27 protein-coding genes are annotated in these 26,200 nt (G+C 67.9%); 12 read left to right on the top strand and 15 right to left on the bottom strand.

The window, feature by feature from the left end; all coding sequences use genetic code 11:
• Positions 1–44: 44 nt before the first annotated feature.
• The 6 genes from ACFOD4_RS15725 to ACFOD4_RS15700 all read right to left on the bottom strand — a co-directional run bounded on the left by ACFOD4_RS15725 (position 45) and on the right by ACFOD4_RS15700 (position 6,315).
• Positions 45–482 carry a hypothetical protein gene (locus ACFOD4_RS15725; protein WP_379597894.1) on the bottom strand — a complete coding sequence of 146 codons (438 nt, stop codon included), beginning with the start codon at positions 480–482 and terminating at the stop codon, positions 45–47.
• 76 nt (positions 483–558) lie between these two features.
• Entirely contained in the window at positions 559–2,301 is a 1,743-nt protein-coding gene (locus ACFOD4_RS15720; protein WP_379597892.1) for a DUF4214 domain-containing protein, read from the bottom strand.
• Between the two features lie 99 nt (positions 2,302–2,400).
• Positions 2,401–3,294, bottom strand: coding sequence for a DMT family transporter (locus tag ACFOD4_RS15715; RefSeq protein WP_379597890.1), 894 nt, complete (start codon positions 3,292–3,294; stop codon positions 2,401–2,403).
• Between the two features lie 218 nt (positions 3,295–3,512).
• On the bottom strand, positions 3,513–4,757 hold the full coding sequence (locus ACFOD4_RS15710) for a CaiB/BaiF CoA transferase family protein (RefSeq protein WP_379597888.1): 1,245 nt from the start codon (positions 4,755–4,757) through the stop codon (positions 3,513–3,515).
• Entirely contained in the window at positions 4,754–5,500 is a 747-nt protein-coding gene (locus ACFOD4_RS15705; protein WP_379597887.1) for a CoA synthetase, read from the bottom strand. Before ACFOD4_RS15705 ends, ACFOD4_RS15710 begins: the two co-directional genes overlap by 4 nt.
• On the bottom strand, positions 5,497–6,315 hold the full coding sequence (locus tag ACFOD4_RS15700; RefSeq protein WP_379597885.1) for a CoA transferase subunit A: 819 nt from the start codon (positions 6,313–6,315) through the stop codon (positions 5,497–5,499). The genes ACFOD4_RS15705 and ACFOD4_RS15700 overlap by 4 nt, the downstream gene beginning before the upstream one ends.
• A 144-nt stretch (positions 6,316–6,459) precedes the next feature.
• Here ACFOD4_RS15700 and ACFOD4_RS15695 point away from each other — a divergent pair, with 144 nt between their 5' ends.
• From ACFOD4_RS15695 to ACFOD4_RS15680, 4 genes are read left to right on the top strand one after another with little or no spacing between them, the layout of a single operon-like run.
• Positions 6,460–7,020: a GNAT family N-acetyltransferase gene (locus tag ACFOD4_RS15695; RefSeq protein ID WP_379597883.1), complete on the top strand. Its 561-nt coding sequence runs from the start codon at positions 6,460–6,462 to the stop codon at positions 7,018–7,020.
• 52 nt (positions 7,021–7,072) lie between these two features.
• Entirely contained in the window at positions 7,073–7,384 is a 312-nt protein-coding gene (locus tag ACFOD4_RS15690; protein WP_379597881.1) for a nitrile hydratase, read from the top strand.
• Positions 7,381–7,668: an SH3-like domain-containing protein gene (locus ACFOD4_RS15685; RefSeq protein WP_379597879.1), complete on the top strand. Its 288-nt coding sequence runs from the start codon at positions 7,381–7,383 to the stop codon at positions 7,666–7,668. Before ACFOD4_RS15690 ends, ACFOD4_RS15685 begins: the two co-directional genes overlap by 4 nt.
• Complete coding sequence (locus ACFOD4_RS15680) at positions 7,665–8,249, top strand: nitrile hydratase subunit alpha (RefSeq protein ID WP_379597877.1); 585 nt, start codon at positions 7,665–7,667, stop codon at positions 8,247–8,249. Before ACFOD4_RS15685 ends, ACFOD4_RS15680 begins: the two co-directional genes overlap by 4 nt.
• A 197-nt stretch (positions 8,250–8,446) precedes the next feature.
• Here ACFOD4_RS15680 and ACFOD4_RS15675 read toward each other — a convergent pair whose 3' ends face one another.
• Positions 8,447–9,355 carry a LysR family transcriptional regulator gene (locus ACFOD4_RS15675; RefSeq protein WP_379597875.1) on the bottom strand — a complete coding sequence of 303 codons (909 nt, stop codon included), beginning with the start codon at positions 9,353–9,355 and terminating at the stop codon, positions 8,447–8,449.
• 105 nt (positions 9,356–9,460) lie between these two features.
• Between ACFOD4_RS15675 and ACFOD4_RS15670 the strand changes: the two genes are divergently transcribed.
• Positions 9,461–10,627, top strand: coding sequence for an iron-containing alcohol dehydrogenase (locus tag ACFOD4_RS15670; RefSeq protein ID WP_379597873.1), 1,167 nt, complete (start codon positions 9,461–9,463; stop codon positions 10,625–10,627).
• The gene (locus tag ACFOD4_RS15665) at positions 10,624–12,120 is read left to right on the top strand and encodes a CoA-acylating methylmalonate-semialdehyde dehydrogenase (RefSeq protein ID WP_379597871.1); all 1,497 of its coding nucleotides are present in this window, start codon (positions 10,624–10,626) and stop codon (positions 12,118–12,120) included. The genes ACFOD4_RS15670 and ACFOD4_RS15665 overlap by 4 nt, the downstream gene beginning before the upstream one ends.
• Here the strand turns inward: ACFOD4_RS15665 and ACFOD4_RS15660 are convergent, their stop codons facing one another.
• The 3 genes from ACFOD4_RS15660 to ACFOD4_RS15650 form a co-directional block, all read right to left on the bottom strand.
• Positions 12,121–14,964, bottom strand: a complete 2,844-nt coding sequence (locus ACFOD4_RS15660; protein ID WP_379597869.1) for a PAS domain-containing protein — start codon at positions 14,962–14,964, stop codon at positions 12,121–12,123.
• 117 nt (positions 14,965–15,081) lie between these two features.
• A complete protein-coding gene (locus ACFOD4_RS15655) occupies positions 15,082–15,780 on the bottom strand; it encodes a dienelactone hydrolase family protein (protein WP_379597867.1) in 699 nt (232 codons plus the stop codon).
• Between the two features lie 113 nt (positions 15,781–15,893).
• Positions 15,894–17,114 (bottom strand): polyhydroxyalkanoate depolymerase, encoded by a 1,221-nt coding sequence (locus ACFOD4_RS15650; protein ID WP_379597866.1) that lies wholly within the window; start codon positions 17,112–17,114, stop codon positions 15,894–15,896.
• Positions 17,115–17,414: 300 nt separating this feature from the next.
• Here ACFOD4_RS15650 and ACFOD4_RS15645 point away from each other — a divergent pair, with 300 nt between their 5' ends.
• Both ACFOD4_RS15645 and ACFOD4_RS15640 read left to right on the top strand, forming a co-directional pair.
• Positions 17,415–17,576: a glutathione S-transferase family protein gene (locus tag ACFOD4_RS15645; protein WP_379597864.1), complete on the top strand. Its 162-nt coding sequence runs from the start codon at positions 17,415–17,417 to the stop codon at positions 17,574–17,576.
• A gap of 222 nt (positions 17,577–17,798) precedes the next feature.
• On the top strand, positions 17,799–18,122 hold the full coding sequence (locus ACFOD4_RS15640; protein WP_379597862.1) for a hypothetical protein: 324 nt from the start codon (positions 17,799–17,801) through the stop codon (positions 18,120–18,122).
• Between the two features lie 5 nt (positions 18,123–18,127).
• Here ACFOD4_RS15640 and ACFOD4_RS15635 read toward each other — a convergent pair whose 3' ends face one another.
• Positions 18,128–19,303 carry a BaiN/RdsA family NAD(P)/FAD-dependent oxidoreductase gene (locus tag ACFOD4_RS15635; RefSeq protein WP_379597861.1) on the bottom strand — a complete coding sequence of 392 codons (1,176 nt, stop codon included), beginning with the start codon at positions 19,301–19,303 and terminating at the stop codon, positions 18,128–18,130.
• Between the two features lie 97 nt (positions 19,304–19,400).
• Here ACFOD4_RS15635 and ACFOD4_RS15630 point away from each other — a divergent pair, with 97 nt between their 5' ends.
• Both ACFOD4_RS15630 and ACFOD4_RS15625 read left to right on the top strand, forming a co-directional pair.
• Positions 19,401–20,207 (top strand): TIGR02587 family membrane protein, encoded by an 807-nt coding sequence (locus ACFOD4_RS15630; protein ID WP_379597859.1) that lies wholly within the window; start codon positions 19,401–19,403, stop codon positions 20,205–20,207.
• On the top strand, positions 20,204–20,596 hold the full coding sequence (locus ACFOD4_RS15625) for a hypothetical protein (protein ID WP_379597857.1): 393 nt from the start codon (positions 20,204–20,206) through the stop codon (positions 20,594–20,596). Before ACFOD4_RS15630 ends, ACFOD4_RS15625 begins: the two co-directional genes overlap by 4 nt.
• A 3-nt stretch (positions 20,597–20,599) precedes the next feature.
• Here the strand turns inward: ACFOD4_RS15625 and ACFOD4_RS15620 are convergent, their stop codons facing one another.
• Entirely contained in the window at positions 20,600–21,031 is a 432-nt protein-coding gene (locus tag ACFOD4_RS15620; RefSeq protein WP_379597855.1) for a YqaA family protein, read from the bottom strand.
• Complete coding sequence (locus ACFOD4_RS15615; RefSeq protein ID WP_379597853.1) at positions 21,028–22,422, bottom strand: M20/M25/M40 family metallo-hydrolase; 1,395 nt, start codon at positions 22,420–22,422, stop codon at positions 21,028–21,030. Before ACFOD4_RS15615 ends, ACFOD4_RS15620 begins: the two co-directional genes overlap by 4 nt.
• A gap of 73 nt (positions 22,423–22,495) precedes the next feature.
• Between ACFOD4_RS15615 and ACFOD4_RS15610 the strand changes: the two genes are divergently transcribed.
• Together ACFOD4_RS15610 and ACFOD4_RS15605 are read left to right on the top strand one after the other, a co-directional pair.
• Positions 22,496–22,933, top strand: coding sequence for an SRPBCC family protein (locus tag ACFOD4_RS15610; RefSeq protein WP_379597851.1), 438 nt, complete (start codon positions 22,496–22,498; stop codon positions 22,931–22,933).
• A 92-nt stretch (positions 22,934–23,025) separates the two neighbouring features.
• Positions 23,026–24,009, top strand: coding sequence for a Bug family tripartite tricarboxylate transporter substrate binding protein (locus ACFOD4_RS15605; protein WP_379597849.1), 984 nt, complete (start codon positions 23,026–23,028; stop codon positions 24,007–24,009).
• Positions 24,010–24,037: 28 nt separating this feature from the next.
• On the opposite strand, the gene ACFOD4_RS15600 is transcribed toward ACFOD4_RS15605, so the two are convergent.
• The gene (locus ACFOD4_RS15600; RefSeq protein ID WP_379597847.1) at positions 24,038–25,348 is read right to left on the bottom strand and encodes an NtaA/DmoA family FMN-dependent monooxygenase; all 1,311 of its coding nucleotides are present in this window, start codon (positions 25,346–25,348) and stop codon (positions 24,038–24,040) included.
• 61 nt (positions 25,349–25,409) lie between these two features.
• A complete protein-coding gene (locus ACFOD4_RS15595) occupies positions 25,410–26,198 on the bottom strand; it encodes an ABC transporter permease (RefSeq protein WP_379597845.1) in 789 nt (262 codons plus the stop codon).
• Positions 26,199–26,200 lie beyond the last annotated feature (2 nt).

Below are 26,200 nucleotides of genomic sequence, written 5' to 3'. Positions count from 1 at the left end.
GGGGCAGTGCCTGGGAAACGCGGCGAGGCGCCAAGGCCGCGTTTTCAGCGCAGCGGGTTGCGCATCAGCAGCCCGGCGCGGCGCAAAACGCCGCCGATGCGTAAAGCGTGGCCGAGGCCAGACTGGGCCTCGGCAGCGGACACAATCCGCAGCAGCGCCGCCAGGGCTTCCCGCCGGGGCGCACGCTGGGCGAGCGCCAGGGCCAGCAGCAGCGCGGCCTCATCCGACGTGGTCTGCGTGGCGGTGACCGGCGCCAGCCGGAACCGGCCTTGGCCGCAGCGGATCAGCCGGTCCAGAGGCAGCGCGGCCTCCACGGCATTCTCGGCAATGAAGGGCAGCGCAAGGCTGGACAGGGCCGGGCGTCCGATGCCGGCTGCCGCATTCCATCGCCGCATGCCTTCCAGCAGCAGCCCTTCGGGGCGGGGCAGGTCCTCGGCGTCCAGTTCGGTGTAGGGCCAGCTGGGCAGGCCATGAGTTGCCATGGCAGGGGCTCGTTCTGTTGCCGCTCAGGCCAGAGTGCCGAAACTGCTTCTCAATCGCAAGTTTGCAATGGATGCTTCAGAAGCCGAAGACATCGTAGTGTCCCAACACCGACAGCGCCAGCTCTCCTCGGCTCAGTGCTCCGCTGCCCAGCAGGCCGGTCCAGTGCGCCAGACCGCCGGCATCCGGCGGCGCATCGCTGAACAGCGCGTGCAGCGAGGCGGCAAAGCTGGAATCATCCTGCGCTTGCTGCAGGGCAAACGCTTCACCACTTTGGGACAGGCGCTGCACCAGGCTACTGCCATCGCTGTCCTGGCCGAGCAGCATGCGGCCAAAGGCGAGCTCCCCGCCATCCGGAGCGCGGCCCAGCAAGGCCTGGTACATGGTGGAAACCAGGGCATCGGCGCTCAGTGGAAGGTCGGAGCGGGCCGTTGCCGGGGACGACGGAGGCACGGCGCTGCCCAGCGTCATGTGGAACAGCAGGTTGTCGGCCACAATGCTTCTGTCCTGTGCCGGACTAGTCAGCATGGCCATGAGCTGCCCATCCGTCAGCGCGAGGACGCTGGGGTCGTCATGTGCCAGAGCATCCCGCAGCACCGTGGTCAACGGGATCACGCCGCTGTCCTGCGCCGTCCAGATGCCGGAAGCGCCCAGCACGGAAGCCAGGGGTAGAAGCTCGGTCCATTCGGTACGAACAGGCTGCGACTCGGCGCCCGACCAACCGGCGGCGAGATCACGCAGCACCATGTCGGGTGGCCGCCACAGCGCTTCGCCGGCCAGAACACGGATCTCGCTATGGCCATCGCTCCAGAGCGTCTTCTGTTCCGCCTGCCAGCGGATGGTCAACCCGCTGGCGGTGTCCAGGCTGGCCCGCGCCTCCACCCTGAGCGAGACAGCCGATGCTGCCTCAGGTGCTGGCGGAACCGGGCCACCATCTCCGGGTAAGCCTGGGCCGGGAGCGACCGGGCCGGGATCGGAGGGCTCGGGGTCACCGCTGCCGGGGTTCGGTGTGCCAGGGCCGGACGTGCCGGGGCCGGACGTGCCAGGGTTGGACGTGCCAGGGTCGGACGTGCCAGGGTCGGACGTGCCAGGATTCGACGTGCCAGGATCGCCCGGTCCCGGATCGGTCGGATCGGGGTCTTGCCCGCCAGGGGGCTCAACCGGAACCTCCACCGGTGGGGGGGCAGGAAGATCGTCGGCATCCTCGACATTGAAGACCTGGATGGCCAGCATGAAGCTAGCTTCCCGATAGCCATCCGACACTTCGACCTGCACCTCGATGACCTGGCCGCCCTTGCCCAGAAGGTCGACGCCATCCCGCAGCTTCAGGATGTTGCCGTCCACGATCTCGAAGAACCAGTCGGACTGGCCCGCCATGGCATAGGTGAGCTTGCTGGTCGGGGTGTCGGCATCACGCCCCTGGATGCGGCCGATGATCCCGCCGACATCGTTCTCCAGCACATAGCCGCCGGTAGCGAAGAACACGTCGCGCGGGGGCGAGTCATCCACCCCTTGCAGGGTCACCGACCAAGTCTGGCTTACCTTCTGCCAGATGCCTTCAACCATCACCTCCAAGCCGAGAACGAAGACCGGGTCGGCGCCGGAGGGATAAGCCTCGCGGTCAAAGGACAAGAGGGGCAGGATGGTGATCTTGCCGCTGAAATGATCCACCGAGGCTTCGAACAACTTCGTGGCCGCACCGGTCACACGCGCTTCCTGGGCAACCATCGGGCCGATCAGGGCAAGAGTGGCAACCCAGTCTCCGGGACGGTTGTTCTCCAGAATAGAGTTGGGCACGTCGCCCGAGACCAGTAGCGCCACGCGGCAATCCTCTCACGGATCGTCGTTCCGGGCGTCCTGCCGCGATGGAGACCTAAAAATCGGGGCATGCGGTAAAGGAAGTCTGACCGCCGAGTGTCTTCAGGGGCGGCGCAGGCTGCGGAGCACCCGCTCGTCGAGCAGGGCGAACCCCGAGGCAATCAGCGCCATGCCCAGGAAATGCCGCGGCAACAGGGCTTCCCCCAGGATGGCAGCGCCGAGCAGAATGGCCGACACAGGCGCGATCTGCGTCACCAAGGCCGATGCCGTGGCGCCGCCGGCATCCAGGATCCGGAAGAACAGCGCATAGGCAATGCCCGTGGATACCAGGCCCAGGCCGAGGATCGCGACCAAGGCCTGGGGCGCCGGCCACGGCAGCATGGAGGTCGCGTCGAACACCAGCACCAGGGGCAGCACCATCAGGGTGCTGGCGGAGGTCTGGCCGGCCGCCGCGGCCACGGGCGCCACGCTCAGGCGGCGGAAGCGCCGGCCCCATACAGCCGCCAACGCATAGCTGGCGCAGGCACCGAGGCCGAGCAGGATGCCATGGAATTCAACTCCCCCGGAGAAGGCGGCCGGTCCGGCCAGCACACCCACGCCGAGCAGCCCGGTCAGCACCCCGGCCAGGCGCGGGCCGGTCAGCTTCTCATCCGCCGTGGCCAGATGGGCCACCACCGCCGTGAACACCGGCGTCACGGCATTGACCACCGAGGCAAGGCCGCTCGGGATCATGGTCTGGCCCCACATCAGCAGGGTGAAGGGGATGACGTTGTTGAGCAGCCCCATGCCGAGGCAGGCCACCAGCACCGGCCGCGTCAGGGGCAGGCGCCTGCGTTCGGCGGCCACCAGCAGCCACAGAAGCAACGAGGCGAGCACGACCCGCGACAGCACCACCGTCAGCGGCGGCCAGGCCTCCAGCGACAGGTGCATGAACAGGAAGCTGCAGCCCCAGGCCAGGGACAGCAGCAGCATCAGGCCCCATAGGCGAGCGGTCACGGATGGCCATTCCCGAAGGAGGTGTTCGGCATGGGGCGGTCCTTCGACGTGCCTCGCTGCCATAGCCCCTGTCAGGCTGGAAAGCGCTCCGTCTCTTGTTCGCCAATCGCACGGCGAGGGAGGCACCGCCTCCACGCCAAGGGTCAGGAAGCATGCTCCCTGCGCCCATGGCTTTCGGTGCTGCGCCGCGCCGGGTGCCCGGGCGCGTGCCCCCTGGTCTAGCGCCGCTTCTCGAACAGGATGCCCTGTTGCTTCAGCGCCGCGATCTCCTCTTCCGAATAGCCATGGCGCGCGAGAACCGCATCGCCGTGCTGGCCGAAGCGCGGCGGCGCGGCGCGGGTGCCGCCCGGCGTGCGCGACAGCTTGATCGGCGTGCCCAGCGCGCGGAAGGCCCCGAGTTCGGTGACCATCCCGCGATGCGCCGTGTGCGGTTCGGCCAGCGCCTCGTCCACGTTCAGCACCGGTCCGGCGGGCAGCCCGGCGGCCAGCATGCGGTCACAGAGCGAGTGCCCGTCCTCGGCACCGAGCCGTTCCTCCAGAATGGCGGTCAGCGCTTCCCGGTTGGTCACGCGATCGCCATTGCTGCGAAAGCGCGGATCGTCCGGCAGTCCTTCGAGCCCGAGAAAGGTGCAGAACTTGCGGAAGGCCGGGTCGTTGCCGCAGGCGACAAAGATCTGACAGGTCGCGGTGCGGAAGGCCGAATAGGGCGAGATGTTCGGGTGCGGGTTGCCGGTCGGCTTCGGCCGCTTGCCGTTCAGCAGGTAGTTGGCGGCGTGAGGGTGCAGCAGCGCCATGCCGCAGTCATGCAGCGTCATGTCCACATATTGCCCTTGGCCGGAGCGGGCCCGCTCCTGCAGCGCCATCAGGATACCGATGGCGGAGTAAAGACCGGTCGCCAAATCCACCACCGGCGTGGCCATGCGGACGGGGCCGCTATCGGCGGTGCCGTTGATCGACATCAGCCCGACCATGGCCTGCACAATGGCATCGTAGCCCGGCAGCCCGCCACGCGGACCCGTGGCGCCAAAGCCGGACACACGGCAATGCACCAGCTGCGGGAAACGCTGGCTCAGCACGTCAGTGTAGCCCAGGCCCCACTTCTCCATCGATCCTGGCTTGAAATTCTCGATCAGGACGTCGGCGTCTTCCAGCAGGCGCAGCAGCACCTCGCGCCCCTCTGGCTTGCCGAGGTCGAGCGCGATGCTTTGCTTGTTGCGGTTCACGCCGATGAAGTAGCTGGCGGCGGCGCCGGCTTCCTCCGGGCCGAAGGGCGGGCCCCATTCGCGCACCTCGTCGCCCTGGGGCGGCTCGATCTTGATGACCTCGGCGCCGTGGTCGGACAGGATCATGGTGCAGTAGGGGCCGCCCAGCACGCGCGTCAGGTCGATAACCTTGAGGCCCGCCAGCGCGCCCGCGGATTGCGCCAGCCCGGCGCCTTCAAGGGTAGGAATGGCGTCGGTCATGCGGCTTGTTTCCTTTCGAACACGCGGGCGCAGAAATCGGGATAGGTTTCCAGCATCTCGTCGCAGACCGGGCCGCGCAGCAGGGCGAGTTCCTTTGGCGTCGGGTCCGGGGTTTGTGGCAGGTTGGCCGGCTCGTCATAATCGAAGCCGGTGGCGGCGCGGAGGCTGTGGGCATCCTCGCCGGGGGCGGCGCTTTCCAGGGTGAAGCGGGCGCGCGCGGCGTCGAAGCGGAACACGCCCTTGCCGGTCACGAGCGCCTGGGCCGTGCCGCGCCGGAACACCCCGGGGGCAGAGACGCCGGGCGCTGAAACATGTTCGACATGCGGCACCAGCACGCGGGGCGAATGTTCCTCGCGGAACAGGATGGTGCGCGGCGTCATCATGTACATGAAGGCGCTGCCGAAGGAGCCGGGAAAGCGCACTCCCGTTCCCGGCCAGTCGCCGGTGCCGATCAGGTTGATGTTGGCCTGCCCGTCGATCTGCCCGCCGCCCAGAAAGAACAGGTCTATCCGCCCCTGACCGGTGAGGTCGAACAACTCGCGCGACCCCTCGGTAAACGGATTGCCGCTGCGCTTGTGCAGCAGGGACAGCCGCACGTCATGCCCGGATTTCCGCACCAGCCAGCAGGCTGCGGCGGGAATGGGCGAGGCCGCGCCGACAGCGATATGGCGGGCGGGCGGCGCGCCCGGGTCCAGGATCAGCCGTGCAAGGCTGGCGGCGAGACGTTCCTCCGCCTTGATCATTGGGCCGGCTCCAGCGCCAGCACGTGCTGCTCCAGCCAGTCGCGAAAGCCGGCCTCGGTTTTGGCGGAGCGGGCATAGGCGGCCACGTAATCTGCGTCGGCGCCGTATTCGTCGAGCAGCGCCACGGGATGTGCGCCGCGCTCCGCCACGGCGACGCCGGAGATGTAGGTGGCGCTGATGGTGCCGGGGGCCAGGCGCTCATCCTCCAGCAGATTGCCGGGATGCAGCCGCTCCACCGTGACCAGGGCCTGCTTTGCGGCGTGGGACAGCGTCGCGCATTCGCGGCGCCGGCCAACCCAGACATTGCCTTCGCGGTCGGCCAGCACGGCGTGGAACAGGGCGAAATCGGGCGACAGGGCGGGCAGCAGGACGATCGGGTCGCCGCCATCGGCCAGGGGATTATCGACAACGCGCCAGTCGGGCCGGTTGGCCAGGATGTCGCTGCCGATCAGGCCCCGCAGCGGCATGAAGGGCACACCCTTCTCGGCGGCCTGCAGCATGGAATGCATGGCGGGGCAGGTGGCGTCCCGCACGGTCAGGCGGCCTTCCTTCAACGCCGCCGAGAAGCGCGGCGCGAAGCCGGCCTCGCCGAGGCTGACGGCGCTGGTCTCGACCTCCACCGCGCAGCCGGCGCCGATCAGCAGGTCGGTAGCGAAGCCGGAAACCGGCACGCCGATCAGCCGCAGCCCCCGCGCGCCGCGGCGGATCAGGGCCTTGGCCAGAGCCAGGGAGGGAAGGGAGTTGTCCGGCGGCAGGGCAATGCGGGCGCCGTCCGGGATGCGGGCGGCAAGCGCCTCAACAGCCTCTGGGATCATTCAGGGTTCCTCCGTTGAGGCAAGCATAGACCGTGGGGGCGGGATGGCCAAAACTTCGGGTAAGGCATTCCGCGCCGGGCCGTTTTGTTTTCTCCTGTTCAGGATGGCCTGGGCAGGACCGGCTGCGCCGGAAGGAGAGACAGGATGACCACCCTGCACGGTGCCCGCGTGATGCTGCGGCCTTGGCGCGCGGACGACCGCAGCGCGTTCGCCACGCTGAACGCCGATCCCGCCGTGATGCGGCACTTTCCCGCACCCCTGACCGCAGCGGAGTCGGACGGCTTCATGGATCGGATCGGCGGGCACTTCGCGGCGCATGGCTATGGCTTCTGGGCGGTGGAACTCCGGAACAGGCCGGGTGCCATCGGGCTGTGCGGGCTGGCGTGCCTGCCATGGGCGAATATTCCGTGGGAAGCGCCGAACGATCCCCCGGTGGAAATTGGCTGGCGTCTCGCCACGCCATTCCACGGAAAGGGCCTGGCTCGCGAGGCAGCGGAGCTGTCGCTGAGTCACGGCTTCGGCACGCTCGGGCTTGGTGAGATCGTCGCCTTCACCGCTCCCGGCAATGCGGCCTCCTGGGGGTTGATGGAGCGGCTGGGAATGTGCCGCGCAGGCGAGTTCGACCACCCGCGTCTGCCCGAAGGGCACGTGCTGCGCCGGCAGGTGCTTTACCGGCTGCGGCGCGAGGCGTGGCATGGCGGTTGACGCGGCGGGCCGGGCGGAGCGAGGCTCATCCCGACCCAAGGGGGAGAGGATGATGTTGCCGGAAGAAGCGCCCGCCCGCGCGCATCACGACATGGGCGGCGTGTCCCGCTTTGCCTGCGAGAAGCTGGACAAGACGCATCATGAGCTGACCGATTTCGACAGACAGGTGGATGCGCTGCGCCAGGTGCTGGGCGCAACCGGGCTGTTCACCGTCGATGAAATGCGGCGTGGCATCGAGGGGCTGGGTGCCGAAACCTATGACCGCTCCTCCTACTACCAGCGCTGGCTTTACTCCATGGTCACGGTGATGCTGGAGAAGGGTGTCATCACCGAGGATGAGCTGAGCGCGAGGCTGGCCGCATGAGCCGCTTCGACGCCGGGGACCCTGTGCGCGTGCGCGATGACTGGCCGGAAGCGCGCGGCCGCGTGCATATCCGCACGCCGCATTACCTGCGGGGGCGGGAAGGAGTGGTGTTGCGCCTGCTGGGGGCGTTTCCCAACCCGGAGGACCTGGCCTTCGCGCGGCCGGCCGAGAAGGTGCCGCTCTACCATGTGCGCTTCGCGCAGGACGGCATCTGGTCCGAGAACAGGCCCGGCGACGAGTTTCTCGTCGAGATCTACGAGCATTGGCTGGAGGCGGCGGCATGAACCTGGTCCAAATCGCCCCTGACCGCCTGCTGGCGGGGTTCCGGCAATTGCTGCTGGAGAAGGGCGTGGTCACCGAGGAGGCCATGCGCCACAGCACGGACGTGATGGCCGAGGCCAGCCCGGCGCGCGGTGCCGCCGTGGTCGCGCGAGCCTGGCTAGATGATGCATTCCGCGCACGGCTGCTGGAGAACGGCACGCGGGCAGTGGAGGAAATGGGCATCTTCCTGCCAGGCGCGCCGCCACTGGGGGTCTTGTCGAACGAGGAGGGGCTGCACCACCTGATCGTCTGCACCCTGTGCAGTTGTTATCCCCGGGCCCTGCTGGGCTACCCGCCGCACTGGTACAAATCAGCTGCCTTCCGCGCCCGCGCCGTGCGCGACCCGCGCGGGCTGCTGCGCGAGGAATGGGGCACGGCAATCCCCGACGCCACGAAAGTGCGGGTCGTCGATTCCACAGCGGATTTCCGCTGGATGGTGTTGCCCCGCCGCCCCGTCGGCACGGAAGGCTGGGACGAGGGGCGGCTGGCTGCCCTGCTGCGGGAGTCGGATCTGATCGGGGCGACGGTGCCCCACCCGGGGTGAGTTGTTCCGCCACATCAAGCTTTTCGGTGCCTCCATGGAGCCCGGTGCCGGTCCTGGACGGGCAGCGGGTGCGTACCATCGGGTTCCGCCGCATTTCAGGCGATAGGCGGATCCTTCTGCAAAGGGTGTTCCGAAGGGACCAAGGCTTGCGATGGCCGTGAGGCACCGCCTTGCAGGCGTGAAAGGGAAGCCCTCTCTCAAGCCGCCTCACCTTGAAACATGGCCCGGGCTTCTGCGACTTCTTCCCGGATAAAATTCCGCATGGCGCGAAGGCGCTGGGTTCCCGCCAGGTCGGCGTCCGACACCATCCAGTAGCTGCGCACCAGCCGTACCTCCCGGGGCAGCACGGCGCGGAGTTCCGGCCGGGTGCGGGCCATGAAGGCGGGCAGCACGCAGAGGCCGTGCCCGGCGCAGGCCGCCTCCATCTGCGCATGAAGGCTGGAGCTTTGCAGCCGGGCGCGAAGGCCCCGGCGGATCTCGTCCAGGTAGTCCAGCCCGCGCATGAAGACGAGATCGTCGATGTAGCTGATGAAGGGGTGGGCGCCGAGCTCCTCGGGCCGGCGCAGCGGCGGTGCGCGGCCGAGATACTCCTCCGTGCCGTAAACCATGAGCACATAGTCGGTGAGCTTCTCGCGCAGGAAGCGCTCGCTTTCGGGCGGGGCCAGGGTGATGGCGAGATCGGCCTCGCGGCGAGACAGGGCCAGGATCTGCTGGATGGTCAACAGTTCCACCGCGACATCCGGGTTGCGCGCGGCGAACCGCGGCAGGCGCCCGGCCAGAAAGAAATTGCCGAAACCCTCCAGGGAGGAAATGCGAACCAGGCCTGAGAGCGGCGCTTCCCCGCCGGCCAGGGCGCGTTGGGCCTGCTCGGCCTCTTCCTCGATGCGGCGGGCGGAGGCGAGCAGAGCCTCGCCGCGCTGGGTCAGATGGTAGCCGCGCGGGTTGCGCTCCACCAGCTTGGCGTCCAGCGCCTGTTCGAGGGCGTCGATGCGGCGGATCACTGTGGCGTGGTCGGCGCCCAGACGCCGTGCGGCTTCCGAGACGGTTCCGGCGCGGGAAACGGCCAGGAGGTAGCGCAGATCGTTCCAGTCGAAGCGACGGGGCATGGTGATCCTTCGGCATTTCCGCACAGGTTCTCGGCGCCATTTCCCCTTTTCCGCAAGGGGGTGCGCGCCTAGCCTCGGCGCCAGAACAAGAAGGAGGACGCCAGGATGATCGCAGCCATCGCGCTGCCCCGCATCATGCGGATCGGCGGCGGAGCACTCGCCGAGACCAAGGGGGTGCTCGACAGCCTCGGCCTTTCGCGGCCGCTGATCGTCACCGATCCGATGATGGTGAAAATCGGCCTGGCCGAGCGCCTGCAGGGGATGCTCGGCAGCGCCGCGATCTTTTCCGATACCGTGCCCGAGCCCGACAGCGACGCTGTGGACCGTGCCCGCGCCGCGGTGCGGGGCGAGGATTGCGACTGCATCGTGGCACTCGGCGGCGGCTCGCCCATTGACACCGCCAAGGCCGTCGCCGTGCTGGCGAAGCAGGGTGGGCGGATGCGCGACCACAAGGCGCCGGCGCTGAACAATGGCCCGGCCTTGCCAGTGATCGCCATCCCGACCACGGCGGGCACGGGGTCCGAGGCAACGCGCTTCACCATCGTCACCGATAGCGAAACGCATGAGAAGATGCTCTGCATCGGCGCCTCCTTCCTGCCGGTCGCGGCCATTGTCGATTACGAGCTGACGCTGACCTGTCCCGCGCGGCTGACCGCCGATACCGGCGTCGATGCGCTGACCCACGCCATCGAGGCCTATGTATCGCGGCGCGCCAATCCATTCTCGGACGGCTTCGCGCTGAATGCCGTGCGACGCATCGCCGCCAATCTGCGCCGAGCTTACCGGGATGGCGCAGACCGGGAGGCAAGGGAAGCGATGATGCTGGGGGCGACGGAAGCCGGCATCGCCTTCAGCAACGCTTCCGTGGCACTGGTGCACGGCATGAGTCGCCCGATCGGCGCGCACTTCCATGTGCCGCACGGCCTGTCCAACGCCATGCTGCTGCCCGTCGTCACCGCCTATTCGGTGCCGGCCGCCGAGCGCCGCTATGCTGAATGCGCGCGTGCCATGGGACTGATTCAGGAAGGCCGTGACGATGCCTCCGCGACGGCCGCGCTGCTCGACGAGTTGCGGGCTCTGAACAGCGATCTCGCCGTGCCGGGTCCGCGCGCCTATGGCATCGACGAAGCGAAATGGAACGGGCTGCTGCCCCTGATGGCCGAGCAGGCGCTGGCTTCCGGCTCCCCTGCCAACAACCCGATGGTGCCCGACGCGGAGGCCATCACCGCCCTGTACCGCCAGGTCTGGGCCGAGGGAGGACAAGCACGATGAAGACCATTCCCCACATGATCGGCGGCGCCGAGGTGCCGAGCCGCACCGGCCGGTTTTCGCCGGTCTACAATCCCGCGACAGGTGCGGTCTCCGCGCAGCTTGGCCTGGCCGATGCGGCCGAGGTCGATCTGGCCGTCAGCGCCGCGCGCCGCGCCTGGCCGGCCTGGGCCGCGACGCCGGCCCATGCCCGCGCGCGGCTGATGTTCCGGCTGCGGGACTTGCTGGAGCGCCACACCGACCGCCTGGCCGCCATTATCACCGCCGAGCACGGCAAGGTCTTGTCCGATGCCAAGGGCGAGTTGCAGCGTGGGTTGGAAGTGGTGGAGTTTGCCTGCGGCATCCCCCAGATGCTGAAAGGCGAGTTCAGTGAAGGTGTTGGCCGCGGCATCGATTCCGTGGCGATGCGGCAGCCACTGGGCGTGGTCGCCGGCATCACCCCGTTCAACTTTCCGGCCATGGTGCCGATGTGGATGTTCCCGGTGGCGCTGGCCTGCGGCAATGCCTTCATCCTGAAGCCGTCGGAGCGTGACCCCAGCCTCGGCAACGAGATCGCGCTGCTGCTCAAGGAAGCCGGGCTTCCCGATGGCGTCTTCGGCGTGGTGCATGGCGGCAAGCCGGCCGTCGACGCTTTGCTCGATCATCCGGATGTGGATGCGGTGAGCTTCGTCGGCTCCACGCCGATCGCCGAGTATGTGCACCGTCGCGGCACGGAGAACGGCAAGCGCGTGCAGGCGCTGGGCGGCGCCAAGAACCACATGATCGTCATGCCCGATGCCGACATGGATCAGGCGGTGGATGCGTTGATGGGCGCGGCCTTCGGCTCGGCCGGCGAGCGCTGCATGGCCGTGTCGGTCGCCGTGCCGGTGGGCGAGGCCGCGGCGGGCGCGCTGATTGAGCGGCTGCTGCCCAAGGTGCGCGCGCTGAAGGTCGGTCCCGGGACGGATCCCGAGGCGGAAATGGGCCCTCTGGTCACCGCCGCGCATCGCGACAAGGTGGTGGGATACATCGAGGGCGGCGTGGCCGAGGGCGCCGAGCTGCTGGTCGACGGCCGCGGCCTGACGCTGCAGGGCTACGAGGATGGGTTCTTCCTCGGCGGCACGGTGCTCGACCGGGTCAAGCCGGGCATGAAATGCTATGACGAGGAGATCTTCGGTCCTGTCCTCGGCATCGCCCGCGCACCCGATTTCGACAGCGCGCTGAAGCTGATCAACGATCATGAATTCGGCAATGGCAGCGCCATCTTCACCCGCGACGGAGACACGGCGCAGGCCTTTCTGTCGGGCGTGAAGACCGGCATGGTCGGCGTCAACGTGCCCATCCCGGTGCCGATGGCCTTCCATTCCTTTGGCGGCTGGAAGCGCTCGCTGTTCGGCGATCACCACATCCATGGGCCGGAAGGCGTGCGCTTCTACACCCGCTACAAGGTTGGCACGGTGCGCTGGCCGAAGGGGATACGGGCCGGCGCCAGCTTCTCCATGCCGGTGCTGGGCTGATCAGCCGGGGCGCGGTGCGGCCAGCATCGCGCCCACCTTGTCCCCCAGGGCGCGGATGGAGAAGGGCTTGGTCATGATGGCGAAGCCTGGGGCCAGCGGCGTGTTGCCGAACACCGTGCTTTCGGCATAGCCGGTGATGAACAGCACGGGCAGATCGGGATGGCGCTGCCGCACCGCATCCGCCAGCTGCCGGCCGTTCATGCCGCCGGGAAGGCCGACATCGGTGACCAGCATGTCCGGCGCGGGCCCGGCCTTCACCAGCTCCAGAGCGGCATGGCCGGTGCCGGCCTCCCGGACCCCGTAGCCCAGCGCTTCCAGGTGCTCCACCAGAAGCATGCGTACGCTGGGCTCGTCATCCACCACCAGTATCGAGGTACCGTGTGACAAGGCCGGCTCGGCGGAATCGGATCGTGCCGCGGCCGGAGGAGCCGTGACGGCCTCTTCATGCAACGGCAGCAGGATCTCCACCATCGCGCCCTGGCCCGGGCTGCTTTCGATGCGGGCCTGGCCGCCGCTTTGCCGGGCAAAGCCATACACCATGGACAGGCCGAGACCGGTGCCCTGGCCAATGGGTTTGGTGGTGAAGAAGGGATCGAAGGCGCGCGCGACCACCTCCGGCGCCATGCCGGCGCCGTCATCCTGAACGCGGAGCGCCACCCAGCCCGGCTCACCAGGGGCAAGGGCGGTGACGATGCGCAACGTGCCCCCATCGGGCATCGCGTCGCGAGCATTGATGCACAGGTTCAGCAGGGCGTTCTCCAGCTGATTGGCATCGCACAGCACGGCGGGGAGGGCGGGTTCCGCCTCCACCACCAAGCGGATATTGGGGCCGACCGTGCGGCGGATCATCTCCTCCATTCCGGCCACCAGCTGGTTCACCTCGACCGCCCGCGGATCCAGGGTCTGCCGGCGGGCGAAGGCCAGCAGGCGATGGGTCAGCGCCGCCGCCCGCTCCGTGGCGCCTCGCGCCGCCTCGATGTAGCGGGCGATACCCTCGGTGTGATTCTGCGCCAGGCGCGTTTCCAGCATTTCCAGGCTGCCTGCGATCCCGGCCAGAAGATTGTTGAAGTCATGCGCCAGACCGCCGGTGAGCTGGCCAACCGCCTCCATCTTCTGGCTCTGGCGCAGCGCTTCCTCGGCTTCGCGCAGGCTCTGAGTGCGCTCCTCCACGCGGCGTTCCAGCGCCTCGTTCCATTCACGAAGCCTTGCCTCTGCACGTTTCAGCTCGCTGATGTCGAGCACTGTCCCGATCATCCGGATCGGCGCGCCATTCTCGAAAAAGGCCTGGCCCGTGGCGGCGATCCAGCGCTCCACCCCATCGGTCAGCCCGATGGTGCGGTATTCCACGGAGAAGCGACCATCGCCCGAGGGGTCCAGGGCGCGCTTCACCGCCTCATCGGCGGTTTCGCGATCCGCGGGATGAAGGCCGGCGAGAAAGGCACTCTCATAGGAGACGGGGACACGCGGAGGCAGTCCGAACAGGGCGCGGCAGCGATCGTCCCAGTGCAACTGGTCCGTGGCAGGAAAATAATCGAAGGTGCCGAGGCCGGCGGCATCCGTGGCGAGCCGCAGCCGGTCCTCCGTGCTGCGCAGCTCCGCCTCGATGCGCCGCCGCCGGCTGAGGTCGAGCATGGCGCCGATCATGCGAAGGGCTCGGCCGGCCTCGTCACGGATCACGAAGCCGCGGTCCAGCACATGCGCGTCGGTGCCGTCGGCACGGCGAAACCGGTATTCTTCGGTCCATTCCGCGCCATCTCCATCGATCACCGCGTGGATGCTGTCATGCACGCGCTTGCGGTCGGCGGGATGGATATGGCGCAGCCACCAGTCGCCTGAGGGCTCGACCTGATCGAGGGGGTGGCCATAGGCGCTTTCCAGCGCCTCGTTCCAAAGCACCAGGTTGCTGCGCAGATCCCAGTCCCAGATGGCGTCGTTCGTGGCACGGGCCGCCAGGCGGTAGCGCTCGTTCACCGCGTCCAGCGCCTCGGAGGCCAGGTGCTCGGCGGTGCGGTCACGGGTGACGCGGACATAGCCGGTGACACGCCCCGCCTCGTCCCGCAGCGGCGTGGTCGCTCCCCGCCCCCAGAAGCGGCTGCCATTCTTGCGGCGATGCCAGCGATTCTCGCTGCCACGCCCCAGCATGCGGGAGGCCCGCTGCGCCGAGGGGTCATCGGCATCGAACAGGATCTCGACGCTCTGGCCGAGCACCTCCGCCTCGGTCCAGCCGAGGATGTTCTCGGCCCCGGTATTCCAGCCGGTGATGTGGCCGCCGATATCGGTGGTGATGATGGCGTAGTCGGTGGCGCTATCCAGCGTTTGTTGCCGCAGCGCTTCCGCCTGCTGGCGTTCGGCGGCGGCGCTGCGCAGGGCGATCTGTCCGCTGGCCAGTTCCGCCAGCCCGCGCAACACCGAGCGTTGCCGCGCAGTCAGCCCGCCTGGCCGGGGCTTGGTGTCGATCACGCACAGCGCGCCGACCGGATATCCCTCGAACAGCAGCGGCTGGCCGGCATAGAAGCGGATGCCGGGCGCGCCCGTCACCAGCGGATTGGCGGCGAAGCGCTCGTCCCGTGCCGCATCCGGCACCACCAGGCCGCTCGGCTGATGCAGCGTGTGCCGGCAGAAGGAAATGTCGCGCGGCATTTCCCGACGGCCTAGGCCGTACTCGGATTTCGCCCATTGCCGGTCGGCACCGATCAGGTGGATGGCGGCGATCGGCGCTTCCAGCAATTCGGCGACCAGTCGAACCAGATCGTCGAAGCCGCGCTCGGGCGGCGTATCGAGAAGCCCGCTCCGCCGCAGCGCCGCCAGACGGGCGGCTTCCTCGGGGTGGTCCACGCCGTTCATGGGCGGGATGTCCTGACGCGGACGGGGGCGGCGGGGCGGGGCATGGATGGCCTATTCTTGGAACGGCTGCGAAAGGCAAAGAAAATCCGCAGCCGCTGACCGGTTGCGGCCGGGCAGTCAGGCGAGGGTGACGGCCAGCAACTCGGCGGTGCGGCCATTGGCGATGGTGGCGGCGCGCCCGTCCCAGCTATGGCCACCCATGCGGGCAAAGGCATGATCCACGCCCGGATAAACGTGCATGGCCACGCCGCCCATGCCGGTCAGCGCCGCTTGCATCTTGCCGCGTGCCTCCTCGGAAACGAAGCGGTCCTTCTCGGCCACATGCAGCAGCAGCGGCTTGCTGATCCGGTCTTTCCCCTCCAGCAGCCCGTCGATACCGACGCCGTAGTAGGAAATGTTGCAATCGGCATCCGAGTCAGTGGCCATCATGAAGGCAAGGCGCCCGCCAAGGCAGAAGCCCATCGTGCCGGCGCGGCCATTGCAGCCCGGAAGCACGCGGGCGGCAGCAAGGGTGGCCTTCAGGTCCTCGATTCCCTTCTGCTGGTCGAAGGCGTTCATCAGGGCGAAGGCGCGGTCCCATTCCTCCTTTGAGCCATCGGTCAGGTCGATGCCCGGCTCGATGCGCCAAAAGAGGTCGGGGCAGACCGCGATGAAGCCCATATCCGCCACCCAGTCGCACAGCGACTTCATGGCGTGGTTCACGCCGAAGATCTCCTGGATCATGACCACGGCGCCGGTGGGCACCTGCTTGGGCATGGCGAGGTAGGCGCCGAAGCCGCCGCTGCCGTCGCTGGCCTGGATCTGGATTTCGGGCATGGCGTTCTCCTCTGCCGGGAATGAGCCGGAAGGATAAGGCCAAGCGGGGGGCGGGGTGAACCCAGGGACGCTGCGGCCCGCCCCTTCCGCCGCCGCTTCTCAGCCCCGGAGGGTCAGGCCGAGGCTTCCTCGAACAGGCCGCGCACCCGTGGGTAGACCTCGCGAGCCCAGCGACGGCCACTGAACACGCCGTAATGGCCGGCGCCGGTCTGCAGGTGATGGCGCTTCATGCGCGTGGACAGGCCGCTGCACAGGTCCAGCGCCGCCGAAGTCTGACCGATGCCGCAAATATCGTCACGCTCGCCCTCCACGGTGAGGACGAAGGTGCGCTCGATGGCCTCCGGCCGCACGGGCCGGCCGCGGTGCGTCATGCGACCTAGAGCCAGATCATGCTTCTGGAACACGGATTCCACCGTCTCCAGGTAGAACTCCGCCGGCAGGTCCATGACGGCCAGGTATTCGTCGTAGAAGCGGCGATGCGCGTCGGCCAGTTCGGAATCACCGCCCACCAAGTTCCGGAACTGCTCCACATGGGCGTTCATGTGCCGGTTCATGTTCATGGACATGAAGGCAGTGATCTGCAGGGCGCCAGGATAGACGCGGCGGCCCCCGCCCTTGAGACGCCAAGGCACCGTGTCCACCAGATTGTCTCGGAACCAGGCAATCGTATGCTCGTTGGCCAGCTCGTTCACCTTGGTGGGCGATTGCCGCGTGTCGATCGGCCCGGCCATCAGCACCATGGAGCGCGGAGTGGCCGGGTTGCGGTCTTCCGACATCAACGCCACGGCCGCCAGCACCGGCACCGCGGGCTGGCACACGGCGAGGATGTGCGCTCCCGGTCCGATCTCCTCCTGGAAGCGGATCACATGGTCAACGAACTCGTCCATGCCGAAGCGCCCGGCGGAAACAGGAACGTCCCGGGCGTTGGTCCAGTCGGTGATGTAAACATCGTTCTCCGGCAGCAGCTCCTGCACCGTTCCGCGCAACAGGGTGGCGAAGTGCCCCGACATCGGTGCCACCACCAGCACCTTGGGCTGCTCAACCTCCATGTCCTTGCGGAAGTGCAGCAGCGTTCCGAAGGGCGTGGAGAAGACGGGCTCCTCGGTAATGGTGACGTCCCGGTTGCCGATCTCCACGGTGGTGAAACCGAAGGAAGGCCGGATATGGGTGATTCCACTCGATCCCAGCAGTTCCAACGCGGCGGTGAAATGACGTAGCGGAAAGGTTTCCGGACGGCCATTGTCGAACTGCCGCAGCACGGCGCCGGTTCCCTTGGCGAAAGCCCGGAACGGGGTAAGCAGGTCCTGCTGGGCCTGGTAGAGCTGATACATCATCGGCAGGCGTGTCTCCCGCAAACCAGAATGCCTGAACCGGAGCCGTTCCGCCAAATCGCGAACCCGTTTCCAGCCCTGGCACGGCCCCTCCCGCGTTCTGGGTCGGCGCCGTACCCGATCACGGAAATGTTTCCCGCATGACCCGGCCAGGGTGGTCCTTCATTCATGACCATTCCGTCAAGCCCGTGGCGCGAATATGGTTGCAACGTCATAATGGAGGCGGCGAATGGCGATGGCCGAGCTCCAGTTGCGGATCGTCAGCCTTGACCCCTTTTCGTGGTCGCTGCGCGGCTACCTGATGTGCCGCTTGTCCGCCCGCCTTTCGGCACGCTCGCCACCGAGATGGACGACGCACCGACCCCGGCTCAGCTCACCCTGCATGGTCCGACTATTGCCGTTGCGGTGTACGCGCCAGTGGCCAACCGCTTCCTGACCTATGACGTGGAACTGGAGCCCGCCTGAGCCGTGCACCGGGATCATGTCCTCGCCTGGGCGTCCATGCCGGCATGGATGGCCGAACTGGAAGCCGTCTAGCAGCGCTGGTCGATCGAGGCCGCTCGCGAAGGGTCGGCGATGCGGGGGAAGCAGGGGAGGGCTGCGATCCTCCCCGGCAACCGGCCGTGCCACTCGGAGGTTGGCATTGGGCGGCACGCTTCCCGACCGCGAGCAACCGGACCGAGACCCATGAGACCGTTCCTTCCGACCGCCCTGCTGGCCGCTGGCCTCGCCGGCTCGGCCCTGGCGCAGGCACCTTCGAATCCTTCGTCCCCTGCACCCGGCGCACTGACCGGGGAAACCCACTCCATTCCCGCCCAGCCCGGGCAACAGAACGGCTCCGGCTCCGGTCCGGCACCGGCGGCAGTGGATGCGCCGGGTTCAGGCAACGGGCAGCGGGTGGATAGCGAGTTCCAGGAACTGAAGGTAGGACCGGATGGCCGTGCCCCGTTGACCCACCCGCGCGAAGCGTTGCGTCCCGGCAGCCGCGCCCCGAGCCAGCCGCCCGGCTGAACGGGTCAGACCGAGCCGCCTGCGGCCCAGCCGCTGGCCCAGGCCCATTGGAAGTTGTAGCCGCCGAGCCAGCCGGTGACATCCACCGCCTCGCCGATGACGTGCAGCCCCGGCACCGTGCGGGCGGCCATGCTCTGCGAAGAGAGAGCGGTGGTATCGATGCCTCCGAGCATCACTTCCGCCTTGGCGTAACCTTCAGTGCCGGACGGCGTCAGGTTCCAGTCCCGCAGCATGGCGCCGAGTCGACGCAGATCTTTGTCGGTCTGCTCGGCAAGGATGCGGTCCGGCAGGAAGCTTGCGGCAAGGGATTGGGCGAGGCGCTGCGGCAACAGCTCCGCCAGGGCCGTGCGTGGCTCCGCGCGTGGCCGGGCGCGCTTGGCGGCCAGCAGCTCCATGCCCGCATCGCGATCGGGCAGCAGGTCGAGGCGAAGCGGCACGCCCTCAGTCCAGGCGGAGGAGATCTGCAGAATGGCCGGGCCGGACAAGCCCCGGTGGGTGAACAGCACCGCCTCCGGAAAGGCCTGCTTTCCAAGACGTGCCACGGCGGGGAGAGACACGCCCGACAAAGGCCGCATCAGTTCCAGCATTTCGCCGGAAAAGGTGAGCGGCACCAGCGCCGGCCGGGTTTCGGTGAGCGGCAGCCCGAAGCGGCGCGCGAGGTCCAGCGACAGCCCCGTGGCGCCCATCTTCGGAATGGACAGGCCGCCCGTCGCCAGCACCAGGGCGGGCGCGCTGAATTCGCCGTGGTCGCTAGAGACGCGAAACCCATCGGCGCGGGAAACATCGGTGATGCGGTGGCCGGTGCGGATCTCGGCCCCGCCCGCCATGCATTCGGCCAGCAGCATGTCCACGATCTGCCGCGCAGAGCCATCGCAGAAGAGCTGGCCCAGCGTCTTTTCGTGCCACGCGATGCGGTGCTTTTCCACCAGCGCCAGGAACTCCGCGGGCGTGTATCGGCTGAGGGCCGATTTGGCGAAATGGGGGTTGTTCGAGAAGAAGCGGCCCGGCACCGTGCCGGTGTTGGTGAAGTTGCAGCGCCCGCCACCCGAGATCAGGATCTTGGAGCCGGCCTGCCGGGCATGGTCCAGCACCAGCACGCGCCGGCCGCGTTGCCCGGCGCGCAGCGCGCACATCAGCCCGGCCGCGCCGGCGCCCAGAACGATCGCATCGAAATTCCGCATGTGGCGGGAATTAGCCGCCGGCGCCACACCGCGGCAAGCCGTTGTGACTTCCACCCCTTCGCAGCGTTAGCGTGACATGCCTGAACGAGGAGACCGGTTGCCGAGATCCTTCCGCGAACTGGGGCGGGCCGCGGCCGGGGCAGGAGTCTTTGCCCTCCCCATCCTGATGACCATGGAGATGTGGGAATTGGGCTCGGCCACCTATCCGGTACGGCTGGCGCTGTTCCTGTGCCTGTCGGTGCCGTTGCTGACGGGCCTCGCCATGCTGACGGGAAGCGATGCGGATGAGGGTTGGAAGGGAGCGCTGCGTGAGGCCTTTCTGGCGCTGTTCGTCGGCGCCGTGGTGTCGGTCTTGGTGCTGACCCTCTGCAACGTCATCGACTGGGCACGCGAGGACGTGCATGCCATCAACGGCAAGGTCGCCCTGCAAACGGTGACCGCCGCGATGGGTGCCGTCCTGGCGCGTGCGCAGTTCGGCGAGGAGGGCGGACGGCAACAGCGGCGCAAGGAGCGGGCCGGGTATCCGGCGGCGCTGTTCCTGATGGCCGCGGGCGCTCTCTACCTGGCGTTCAACCTGGCGCCAACGGAGGAGATGGTGCTGATCGCCTACATGATGACGCCCTGGCACGCCATTGCCCTGACGCTGTTCTCCGTGATCCTGCTGCATGCGTTCGTCTACGAGGTGGGCTTCTATGGCGAGGATGACCGGCGGCAGGGCGGGTTCTGGGACCTGTTCCTGCGCTACTCCATCGTCGGCTACGCCGTCACCTTCCTGGTCTGCGGCTACATCCTCTGGACCTTCGGGCGGCTGGACGGGCTCGGGTTGTCGGCGGCGCTGACGGCCATCATCGTGCTGGCGTTTCCCGGCGCTCTGGGGGGCGCGGCGGCGCGGCTGGTGCTGTGAGCGCCCGCGGCAAGGCACCCTGGCCCGAGAGGCTGGCCGGGCTGCTGGGCCTGATCATGCTGGTGGCCGTCCTCGGCATCCTGCTGCACCAGGCACTGCTGCGGCCGGACACCCCGCCCGGCATCCGCCTGGAGGCCGGCACAGCCGAGGCGCTCGGACCCGGCCTCGGCTACCACCTGCCGGTGACCGCGCAGAACCTCGGCAACCAGACGGCCGCCAGCCTGCGCGTGCAGGGAGAGATCCGCCGGGAAGGGCAGGTCGTGGAAACCAGCCTGCTGGAGTTCGACTACGTGCCCGATCGATCGCAGCGCCGGGGCGGGCTGTTCTTCCGCGAGGACCCGCGGCAGGGTGAACTGGTGCTGCGGCCGCTGGGCTATGCCGATCCTTGAGGCTCAACGCGGCCAGGCCGCGAAGGCGCCGGCAATGGCGGCGTAGCGCGCGCCCTTGCCCAGCGTGACCAGCGCCAGAAAGACGCGCCAATCCTCGCGCAGGGCGCCGGCCACCACCGTCAGCGGATCGCCTACCACCGGCACCCAGGATGCGAGCAGCGACCACCGGCCAAAGCGGCGGTACCAACCCATGGCCTGATCGTAGCGGCGCGCCTCCACGGGGAACCAGCGCCGGTTGCGGAAGCGCTCGATCGCACGCCCAATGGCATAGTTGACGCAGGAGCCCAGGATGTTGCCGGCCGTGGCGGTGACGACCAGCAGCCAGGGCTCGATCGTCGAGGCCGCCAGCAGCGCAAGCAGCGCCGCCTCCGAGGAGCCGGGCAGGAGGGTGGCCGACAGGAAGGCGCTGGCGAAGAGGCCGAGAAGCAGGCTCACCGGACCCGGTCGAATGCTGCGGACGGCATGGCGCCAAGTTCGGCCAGCAGCATGGACCAGCCGCGCAGCCCAAGTGGAAGAGAATCCAGGTGGAAGAACTCGTTGGGCGCGTGCACATCCTCATCCGGCAGGTTGAAGCCGAACATCAGCGTGTCGATGCCCAGCATCTCCTTGAAAATCGCCGTGATCGGCACGGTGGCACCGAGCCGCACCGGAATCGGTTCCTGCCCGGAAAGCTGCCGCCACACCGCCATTCCGGCGCGCAGCAGCGGATGGTCGGAAGGCAGTGAGGAGGCGGGGGAGCCGTCGCGCCCGAACTGGAAAACCAATTCGCTGCCGGGCGGGCAGAGGGCGCGAAGGTGTGCCGCCACCGCATCCCTCGCGCGCAGCGGGTCCTGTCCGGGCACCAGGCGGATGCTGAGCTTGGCGAAGGCTTCGGCGGCGATCACGGTCTTGCCGCCCACGCCGGTATACCCGCCCCACAATCCGTTCACGTCGATGGCGGGGCGCAGCGTCACGCGCTCGCGCAAGGTGTAGCCCGGCTCGCCGAAGGCGCAGGCGCCGATCTCGGCGATAAAGGCGTCCTCATCGGGCGCGAAGGCGGCGGTTTCGGCCCGCTGCTGAGGCGTGAGTTCGGGCACGTCGTCGAGAAAGCCCGGCACGGCGATGCGCCCGTCGCGTCCATGCAACGAGGCGACCAGCACGGACATCTCATGCAGTGCGTTGCGGATGGTGCCGCCATAGCGGCCCGAATGGACTTCCTTGGAGGCCGTGCGCAGCGCGATCTCGAAGGCGGTGGAACCGCGCGCGCCGACGTTCACCGTGGCGCGGGTCTGGCTGGCGCGGCCGCCATCGGCGGAGATCATGGCGTCGGCGGCCAGCAAGTCACGGTGCTGTTCCACGATGCGGCGCAGGCTTGGGGAGCCGGTTTCCTCCTCGCCTTCCAGGAACAGCTTGACGTTCACCGGGCAGCCGCCGGCACGCAGGAATGCCGCGATCACCTCTAGGGCGATGGTGGTGGAACCTTTCACGTCGGAAGCCCCGCGCGCGTAAAGGCGGCCGTCGATCTCGGTCGGCTCGAAGGGCGGCGTGCGCCAGTGATCCAGCGGGGCGGCAGGCTGCACGTCGTAATGGCCGTAGATCAGCACGGTCGGACGGCCCGGCGCGCCCGTCCAGGAGGCATAAACCGCCGGCTGCCCGCCGCCATCCAGCAGTTGCGCATCGCGTAGGCCAGTGTCGCGCAGCCAGTCCAGCAGGAAGCGGCGCGTCGCCTGCATTCCGTCGGCAAAGGCGGGGTCGCCGCCCACGCTAGGCAGGCGGAGGAAATCGTCCAGCCGGGCGCGAATGGCGGGCTGGCGGGCGAGCAGGTCTTCGATCACGGTCTGGAGCATGGCATCAGCCTAGGCGCGACCCGGTTTGGTGAGGAGGGGCAACCGCAACCCATGCGGTGGCGTTCTGCCCCGCATGGAACAGGCCATCACCATCTCAAGGCCGCCGGCCGAAGTTCTCGATTACTTGGCCGACCCGGCGCACATCCCCGACTGGCTGCCGCAGCTGCGGCGCGAGGAGGGCAACATTCCGCAAGGTGGGCTGCACCGGCAAGACGGCAAGGTCAGCTGGGATTTCGAGCCACGCGGAGAATGGCACGTCACGGCGGCGGGTCAGGATACACGGTTGACGCTGCGGCTGGACAAGGACGTGGCCATTGCCGCCGACCCCACGGAGCCGGAAACCCCTCGCGAGGCTGCCTTGCACGCGGCCGAGGCGGCGCTGCAAAGCCTGAAGTCGCATCTGGAGCGTGCAGGCGGCGGCGACCCGGATCTGCGGATCCCCGACGCGCCGAGCCGTGCCTTCGGGCATGATGCTTCGGAAGATACAGATCGGCAGACCCGCGGACGCTGAGCCTGGCCCGGCCACCGGAAGTTCTTGCCCGCAGGCATCGGCGATGAAACAGTTCTCCCCAAGATGCAGCAAGCATCGCAGGGAGGATGACCATGACCCAGCTGAAGCGCCGGGCGGTGCTGGCTATGCCCGCCATCGTCGGTTTGGGCGCCGCGCTGCCCGCCCGGGCGGCGACCTGGCCCAGCGACCCGATCCGCCTGATCTGTCCTTTTGCTGCCGGCGGTCCCACCGACGTGGCGGCCCGTGCCGTGGCGGAGGGCCTGTCATCCGCCCTGCCGCAGAGGGTAGTGGTGGAAAACCGTACCGGCTCCGGCGTAGTGGTGGGCAGCGAGGCGGTAGCGCGTGCGCCGAAGGACGGGCACACCTTCCTCTACAGCACCGTGGCACACTCGGTCCTGCGGCCGCTCTTCCCCAATCTCAGCTTCGATCCGGTCCGCGACTTCCAGCCGGTGGCGCTGGTCGGCATCATTCCCATGCTGCTGCAAGTCAACAAGAACGTGCCGGCGCAGTCGCTGCGCGAGCTGATCGAGATGTTCCGCAGCGCTCCAGGCCGCTACACTTATGGCAGCTCCGGCGCCGGCGGCGCGGTGCATCTGGCCACCGCGCTGTTCCTGCACCAGGCAGGCAACCTGCAGGTCAACCACATTCCTTATCGCGGCTCGGCGCCGGCGATGCCGGATTTGCTGAACGGCAACCTCACCATGTTCCTCAACGTGGCTTCCGACGGCGTGAACAGCGTGCGGGAAGGGCAGACCCGGGGGCTTGCGATCAGCTCGGCAAAGCGACTGCCGCAACTGCCGGACATCCCGACCTTCGCCGAGGCGGGATTGCCAGGATACGAGGCCTACACCTGGCACATGATCTTCGCTCCCGCCGGCACGCCCCCGGAAATCGTGACGGCCATGAACGACGCGGCCAACAAGGTGATGCGGCAGGAAAAGCTGCGGCAGCGCTTCAGCGAGCTGACGGTCGAGCCGCGTGCCGACTCCACCCCGGAGAGCGCCGCGGACTGGCTGCGCTCCGAGATGGCCAAGTGGGAGCCTCTGGTGCGGGCGGCCGGGGTCACCGCCGGGTAGCAGGCGGCCCGCCTGTGCGGCGGGCTGCTCAGAACGCCAGCAGATTGTCGCGGAAATGATCGTGCGCGTAGTTGCGCCGCATCAGACCGCGCTTCTGAAGGGCAGGCACCAGCCCGTCCGCCACCTCGGCCACGCTGCGGCGGCTGGTGTCGGGCAGGGAGAACAGGAAGCCGTCGCCACCGACCTCATCCATCGCTTCGCCCATCCGATCCGCGATCTGCTCCGGCGTGCCGATCAGCTGCAGCGAGCCGGCCTCGTTGTAGATCGCCATGGCCTCGCGCAGCGTCTTGTTGCCGGCACGCTTCAGGAACTCGTCCAGGCTCTGCTGATGGCCGTTGGTGGTCAGCTTGCCCAGCGGCTCGTCCAGCGGCAGGGCGGAGAAGTCGATGTTGGTGATTTTGGAAAGATGCGCCATGCGCAGATGCAGATGCGCCGCATTGTGCTCGTCGCGCCGCTTCTTGCGCGACCAGGCCTCAGCCTCCGTGTCGCCGATGATGGGCGAGATCAGAAACAGCACTTTACAGGAATCCGGGTCACGCCCTGCCGCAGCCATGCGGGCGCGAATATCGTCGCGATAGGCTTTCATCCCTGCCGTGCCCTTGATGCTGGCAACGATGGTGTCGGCATGCTGTGCCGCAAATTGCCGCCCACGGGGTGAGCCGCCGGCCTGCGCGATCACCGGGCGGCCTTGCACGCAGGGGCCCGAATTGAGTGGACCGCGCGATTTGTAGAAGCGTCCTTCATGGTTGACGGCATGCACCTTGGTGGGATCGACCATGACGCCGGTTTCCGTGTCGGCGAGCAACGCGCCCGGCTCCCAAGACCCCCATAGCCCATTCACCACCTGCATGTACTCGTCGGCCATGTCGTAGCGCAGATCGTGCTCCGGCAGCCCTTCCAGCCCGAAATTGCGTGCTGCGAAATCAGAACTCCCGGTAACGGCGTTCCAGCCGATCCGGCCATTGGAAACCTGGTCCAGCGTGGCCACCAGCCTCGCCAGGAGATAGGGCGGGTAGGCGAAGGTGGCGAAGGTCGGCACGATCCCGATGTGCCGCGTCTTCTGCGTCAGAATGGTGGCCAGCACTGAAGGATCCTGCCGTGGCACGGCGATGGCGTCGCGCAGATACACGTCGCGAGTGCCGCCAAAGCTTTCGCCCACATAGGATGAATCCTCGATCAGGACGTAATCGAAGCAGGCGCGCTCCAGGTTGCGCGTCATTTCCGTGAAGAACTCCGGCTGCATCCATTCCTGGCCTATGTTGCCGGTCCAGGGCTCGCCCCAGGCCTGCACGCTGGAGCCTTGCAGGAACCAGCCGAGGTGGAAACGCCTGTCCTTCATTGCATTCTCCTTCAAACCTTCACGGACTTGCCGTATCTGGATTTCTCGCGGCGCCGCCGCATCAGACCTTCTCGCGGCTGCGCCGCAACGTCATGTCGGCCACCAGCAGCGCCACCGTCAGCATCACCAGCAGCACCGCCACCGCCGCCATGGCGGGGTCCATGTTCTCGTTGATGCCGTCCCAGATCTTGCGCGGGAGGGTAAAAACGTTGCGCGACGCGATGAACAGCACGATCAGCAACTCATCCCAGGAATGGATGAAGGCGAAGATGCCGCCCGAAACGATGCCGGGCAGGATGCGCGGAATGATGACCCAGCGCAGCGTCTGCCACAGTGTCGCGCCCATCCCGCGGGACGCCTGTTCCAGCCGCGGATCGAAGGCGGCCAGCGCGGTGGACACAGTGACCACCACATACGGGATGCCGGTCACGCCATGCGCCAGTACCACGCCAACAAAGCTGTCCAGCAAGCCGGCCAGGGCATAGGAGCGATACAGACCCACCGCATAGACGATGGATGGAATGATGATCGGCAGCAGCATCACCGCCCGCAGCAACTCGGTGCTGCGCCGCCCGATGCGCCAGAAGCCCACCGAGCACAGCGTGCCGGCGATCACCGCGAGCGCCGTGGAGGCCAGGGCGATCAGAAAGGATTGCCCAATCGCGCCGCGCCAGGCTTCGCTGCCCAGTAGCGCGGCATAATGCTGCAGGGAAAGGCCTTCCTGCGGCAGCGACAGGAAGCGCTGGTCGGTCAGCGATACGGGAATCACAATGGTGACCGGCACGATCAGGTAGATCGCCGTCATCCAGGCAATCGAGGAGTTCAGCCAGCCGGGACGGTAGCCGCCCATGA

This window comes from Teichococcus globiformis (assembly GCF_042646265.1).
GTDB classification, from domain to species: Bacteria; Pseudomonadota; Alphaproteobacteria; order Acetobacterales; family Acetobacteraceae; genus Pseudoroseomonas; species Pseudoroseomonas globiformis.
The sequence above is the reverse complement of the archived record's forward strand: the minus strand, read 5'-3'. Positions and strand labels throughout refer to the sequence as shown.

Bases quoted from the DNA above. Each gene is read 5' to 3' on its own strand.
- ACFOD4_RS15660 (WP_379597869.1), bottom strand. From the start codon at position 14,964: ATGAACGGCGTGGACCACCCCGAGGAAGCCGCCCGTCTGGCGGCGCTG.
- ACFOD4_RS15655 (WP_379597867.1), bottom strand. From the start codon at position 15,780: ATGCCCGAAATCCAGATCCAGGCCAGCGACGGCAGCGGCGGCTTCGGC.
- ACFOD4_RS15640 (WP_379597862.1), top strand. From the start codon at position 17,799: ATGAGACCGTTCCTTCCGACCGCCCTGCTGGCCGCTGGCCTCGCCGGC.
- ACFOD4_RS15600 (WP_379597847.1), bottom strand. From the start codon at position 25,348: ATGAAGGACAGGCGTTTCCACCTCGGCTGGTTCCTGCAAGGCTCCAGC.
- ACFOD4_RS15725 (WP_379597894.1), bottom strand. From the start codon at position 482: ATGGCAACTCATGGCCTGCCCAGCTGGCCCTACACCGAACTGGACGCC.
- ACFOD4_RS15670 (WP_379597873.1), top strand. From the start codon at position 9,461: ATGATCGCAGCCATCGCGCTGCCCCGCATCATGCGGATCGGCGGCGGA.
- ACFOD4_RS15710 (WP_379597888.1), bottom strand. From the start codon at position 4,757: ATGACCGACGCCATTCCTACCCTTGAAGGCGCCGGGCTGGCGCAATCC.
- ACFOD4_RS15705 (WP_379597887.1), bottom strand. From the start codon at position 5,500: ATGATCAAGGCGGAGGAACGTCTCGCCGCCAGCCTTGCACGGCTGATC.
- ACFOD4_RS15685 (WP_379597879.1), top strand. From the start codon at position 7,381: ATGAGCCGCTTCGACGCCGGGGACCCTGTGCGCGTGCGCGATGACTGG.
- ACFOD4_RS15650 (WP_379597866.1), bottom strand. From the start codon at position 17,114: ATGATGTATCAGCTCTACCAGGCCCAGCAGGACCTGCTTACCCCGTTC.
- ACFOD4_RS15690 (WP_379597881.1), top strand. From the start codon at position 7,073: ATGTTGCCGGAAGAAGCGCCCGCCCGCGCGCATCACGACATGGGCGGC.
- ACFOD4_RS15675 (WP_379597875.1), bottom strand. From the start codon at position 9,355: ATGCCCCGTCGCTTCGACTGGAACGATCTGCGCTACCTCCTGGCCGTT.
- ACFOD4_RS15665 (WP_379597871.1), top strand. From the start codon at position 10,624: ATGAAGACCATTCCCCACATGATCGGCGGCGCCGAGGTGCCGAGCCGC.
- ACFOD4_RS15610 (WP_379597851.1), top strand. From the start codon at position 22,496: ATGGAACAGGCCATCACCATCTCAAGGCCGCCGGCCGAAGTTCTCGAT.
- ACFOD4_RS15605 (WP_379597849.1), top strand. From the start codon at position 23,026: ATGACCCAGCTGAAGCGCCGGGCGGTGCTGGCTATGCCCGCCATCGTC.
- ACFOD4_RS15635 (WP_379597861.1), bottom strand. From the start codon at position 19,303: ATGCGGAATTTCGATGCGATCGTTCTGGGCGCCGGCGCGGCCGGGCTG.
- ACFOD4_RS15615 (WP_379597853.1), bottom strand. From the start codon at position 22,422: ATGCTCCAGACCGTGATCGAAGACCTGCTCGCCCGCCAGCCCGCCATT.
- ACFOD4_RS15700 (WP_379597885.1), bottom strand. From the start codon at position 6,315: ATGATCCCAGAGGCTGTTGAGGCGCTTGCCGCCCGCATCCCGGACGGC.
- ACFOD4_RS15695 (WP_379597883.1), top strand. From the start codon at position 6,460: ATGACCACCCTGCACGGTGCCCGCGTGATGCTGCGGCCTTGGCGCGCG.
- ACFOD4_RS15595 (WP_379597845.1), bottom strand. From the start codon at position 26,198: ATGGGCGGCTACCGTCCCGGCTGGCTGAACTCCTCGATTGCCTGGATG.
- ACFOD4_RS15680 (WP_379597877.1), top strand. From the start codon at position 7,665: ATGAACCTGGTCCAAATCGCCCCTGACCGCCTGCTGGCGGGGTTCCGG.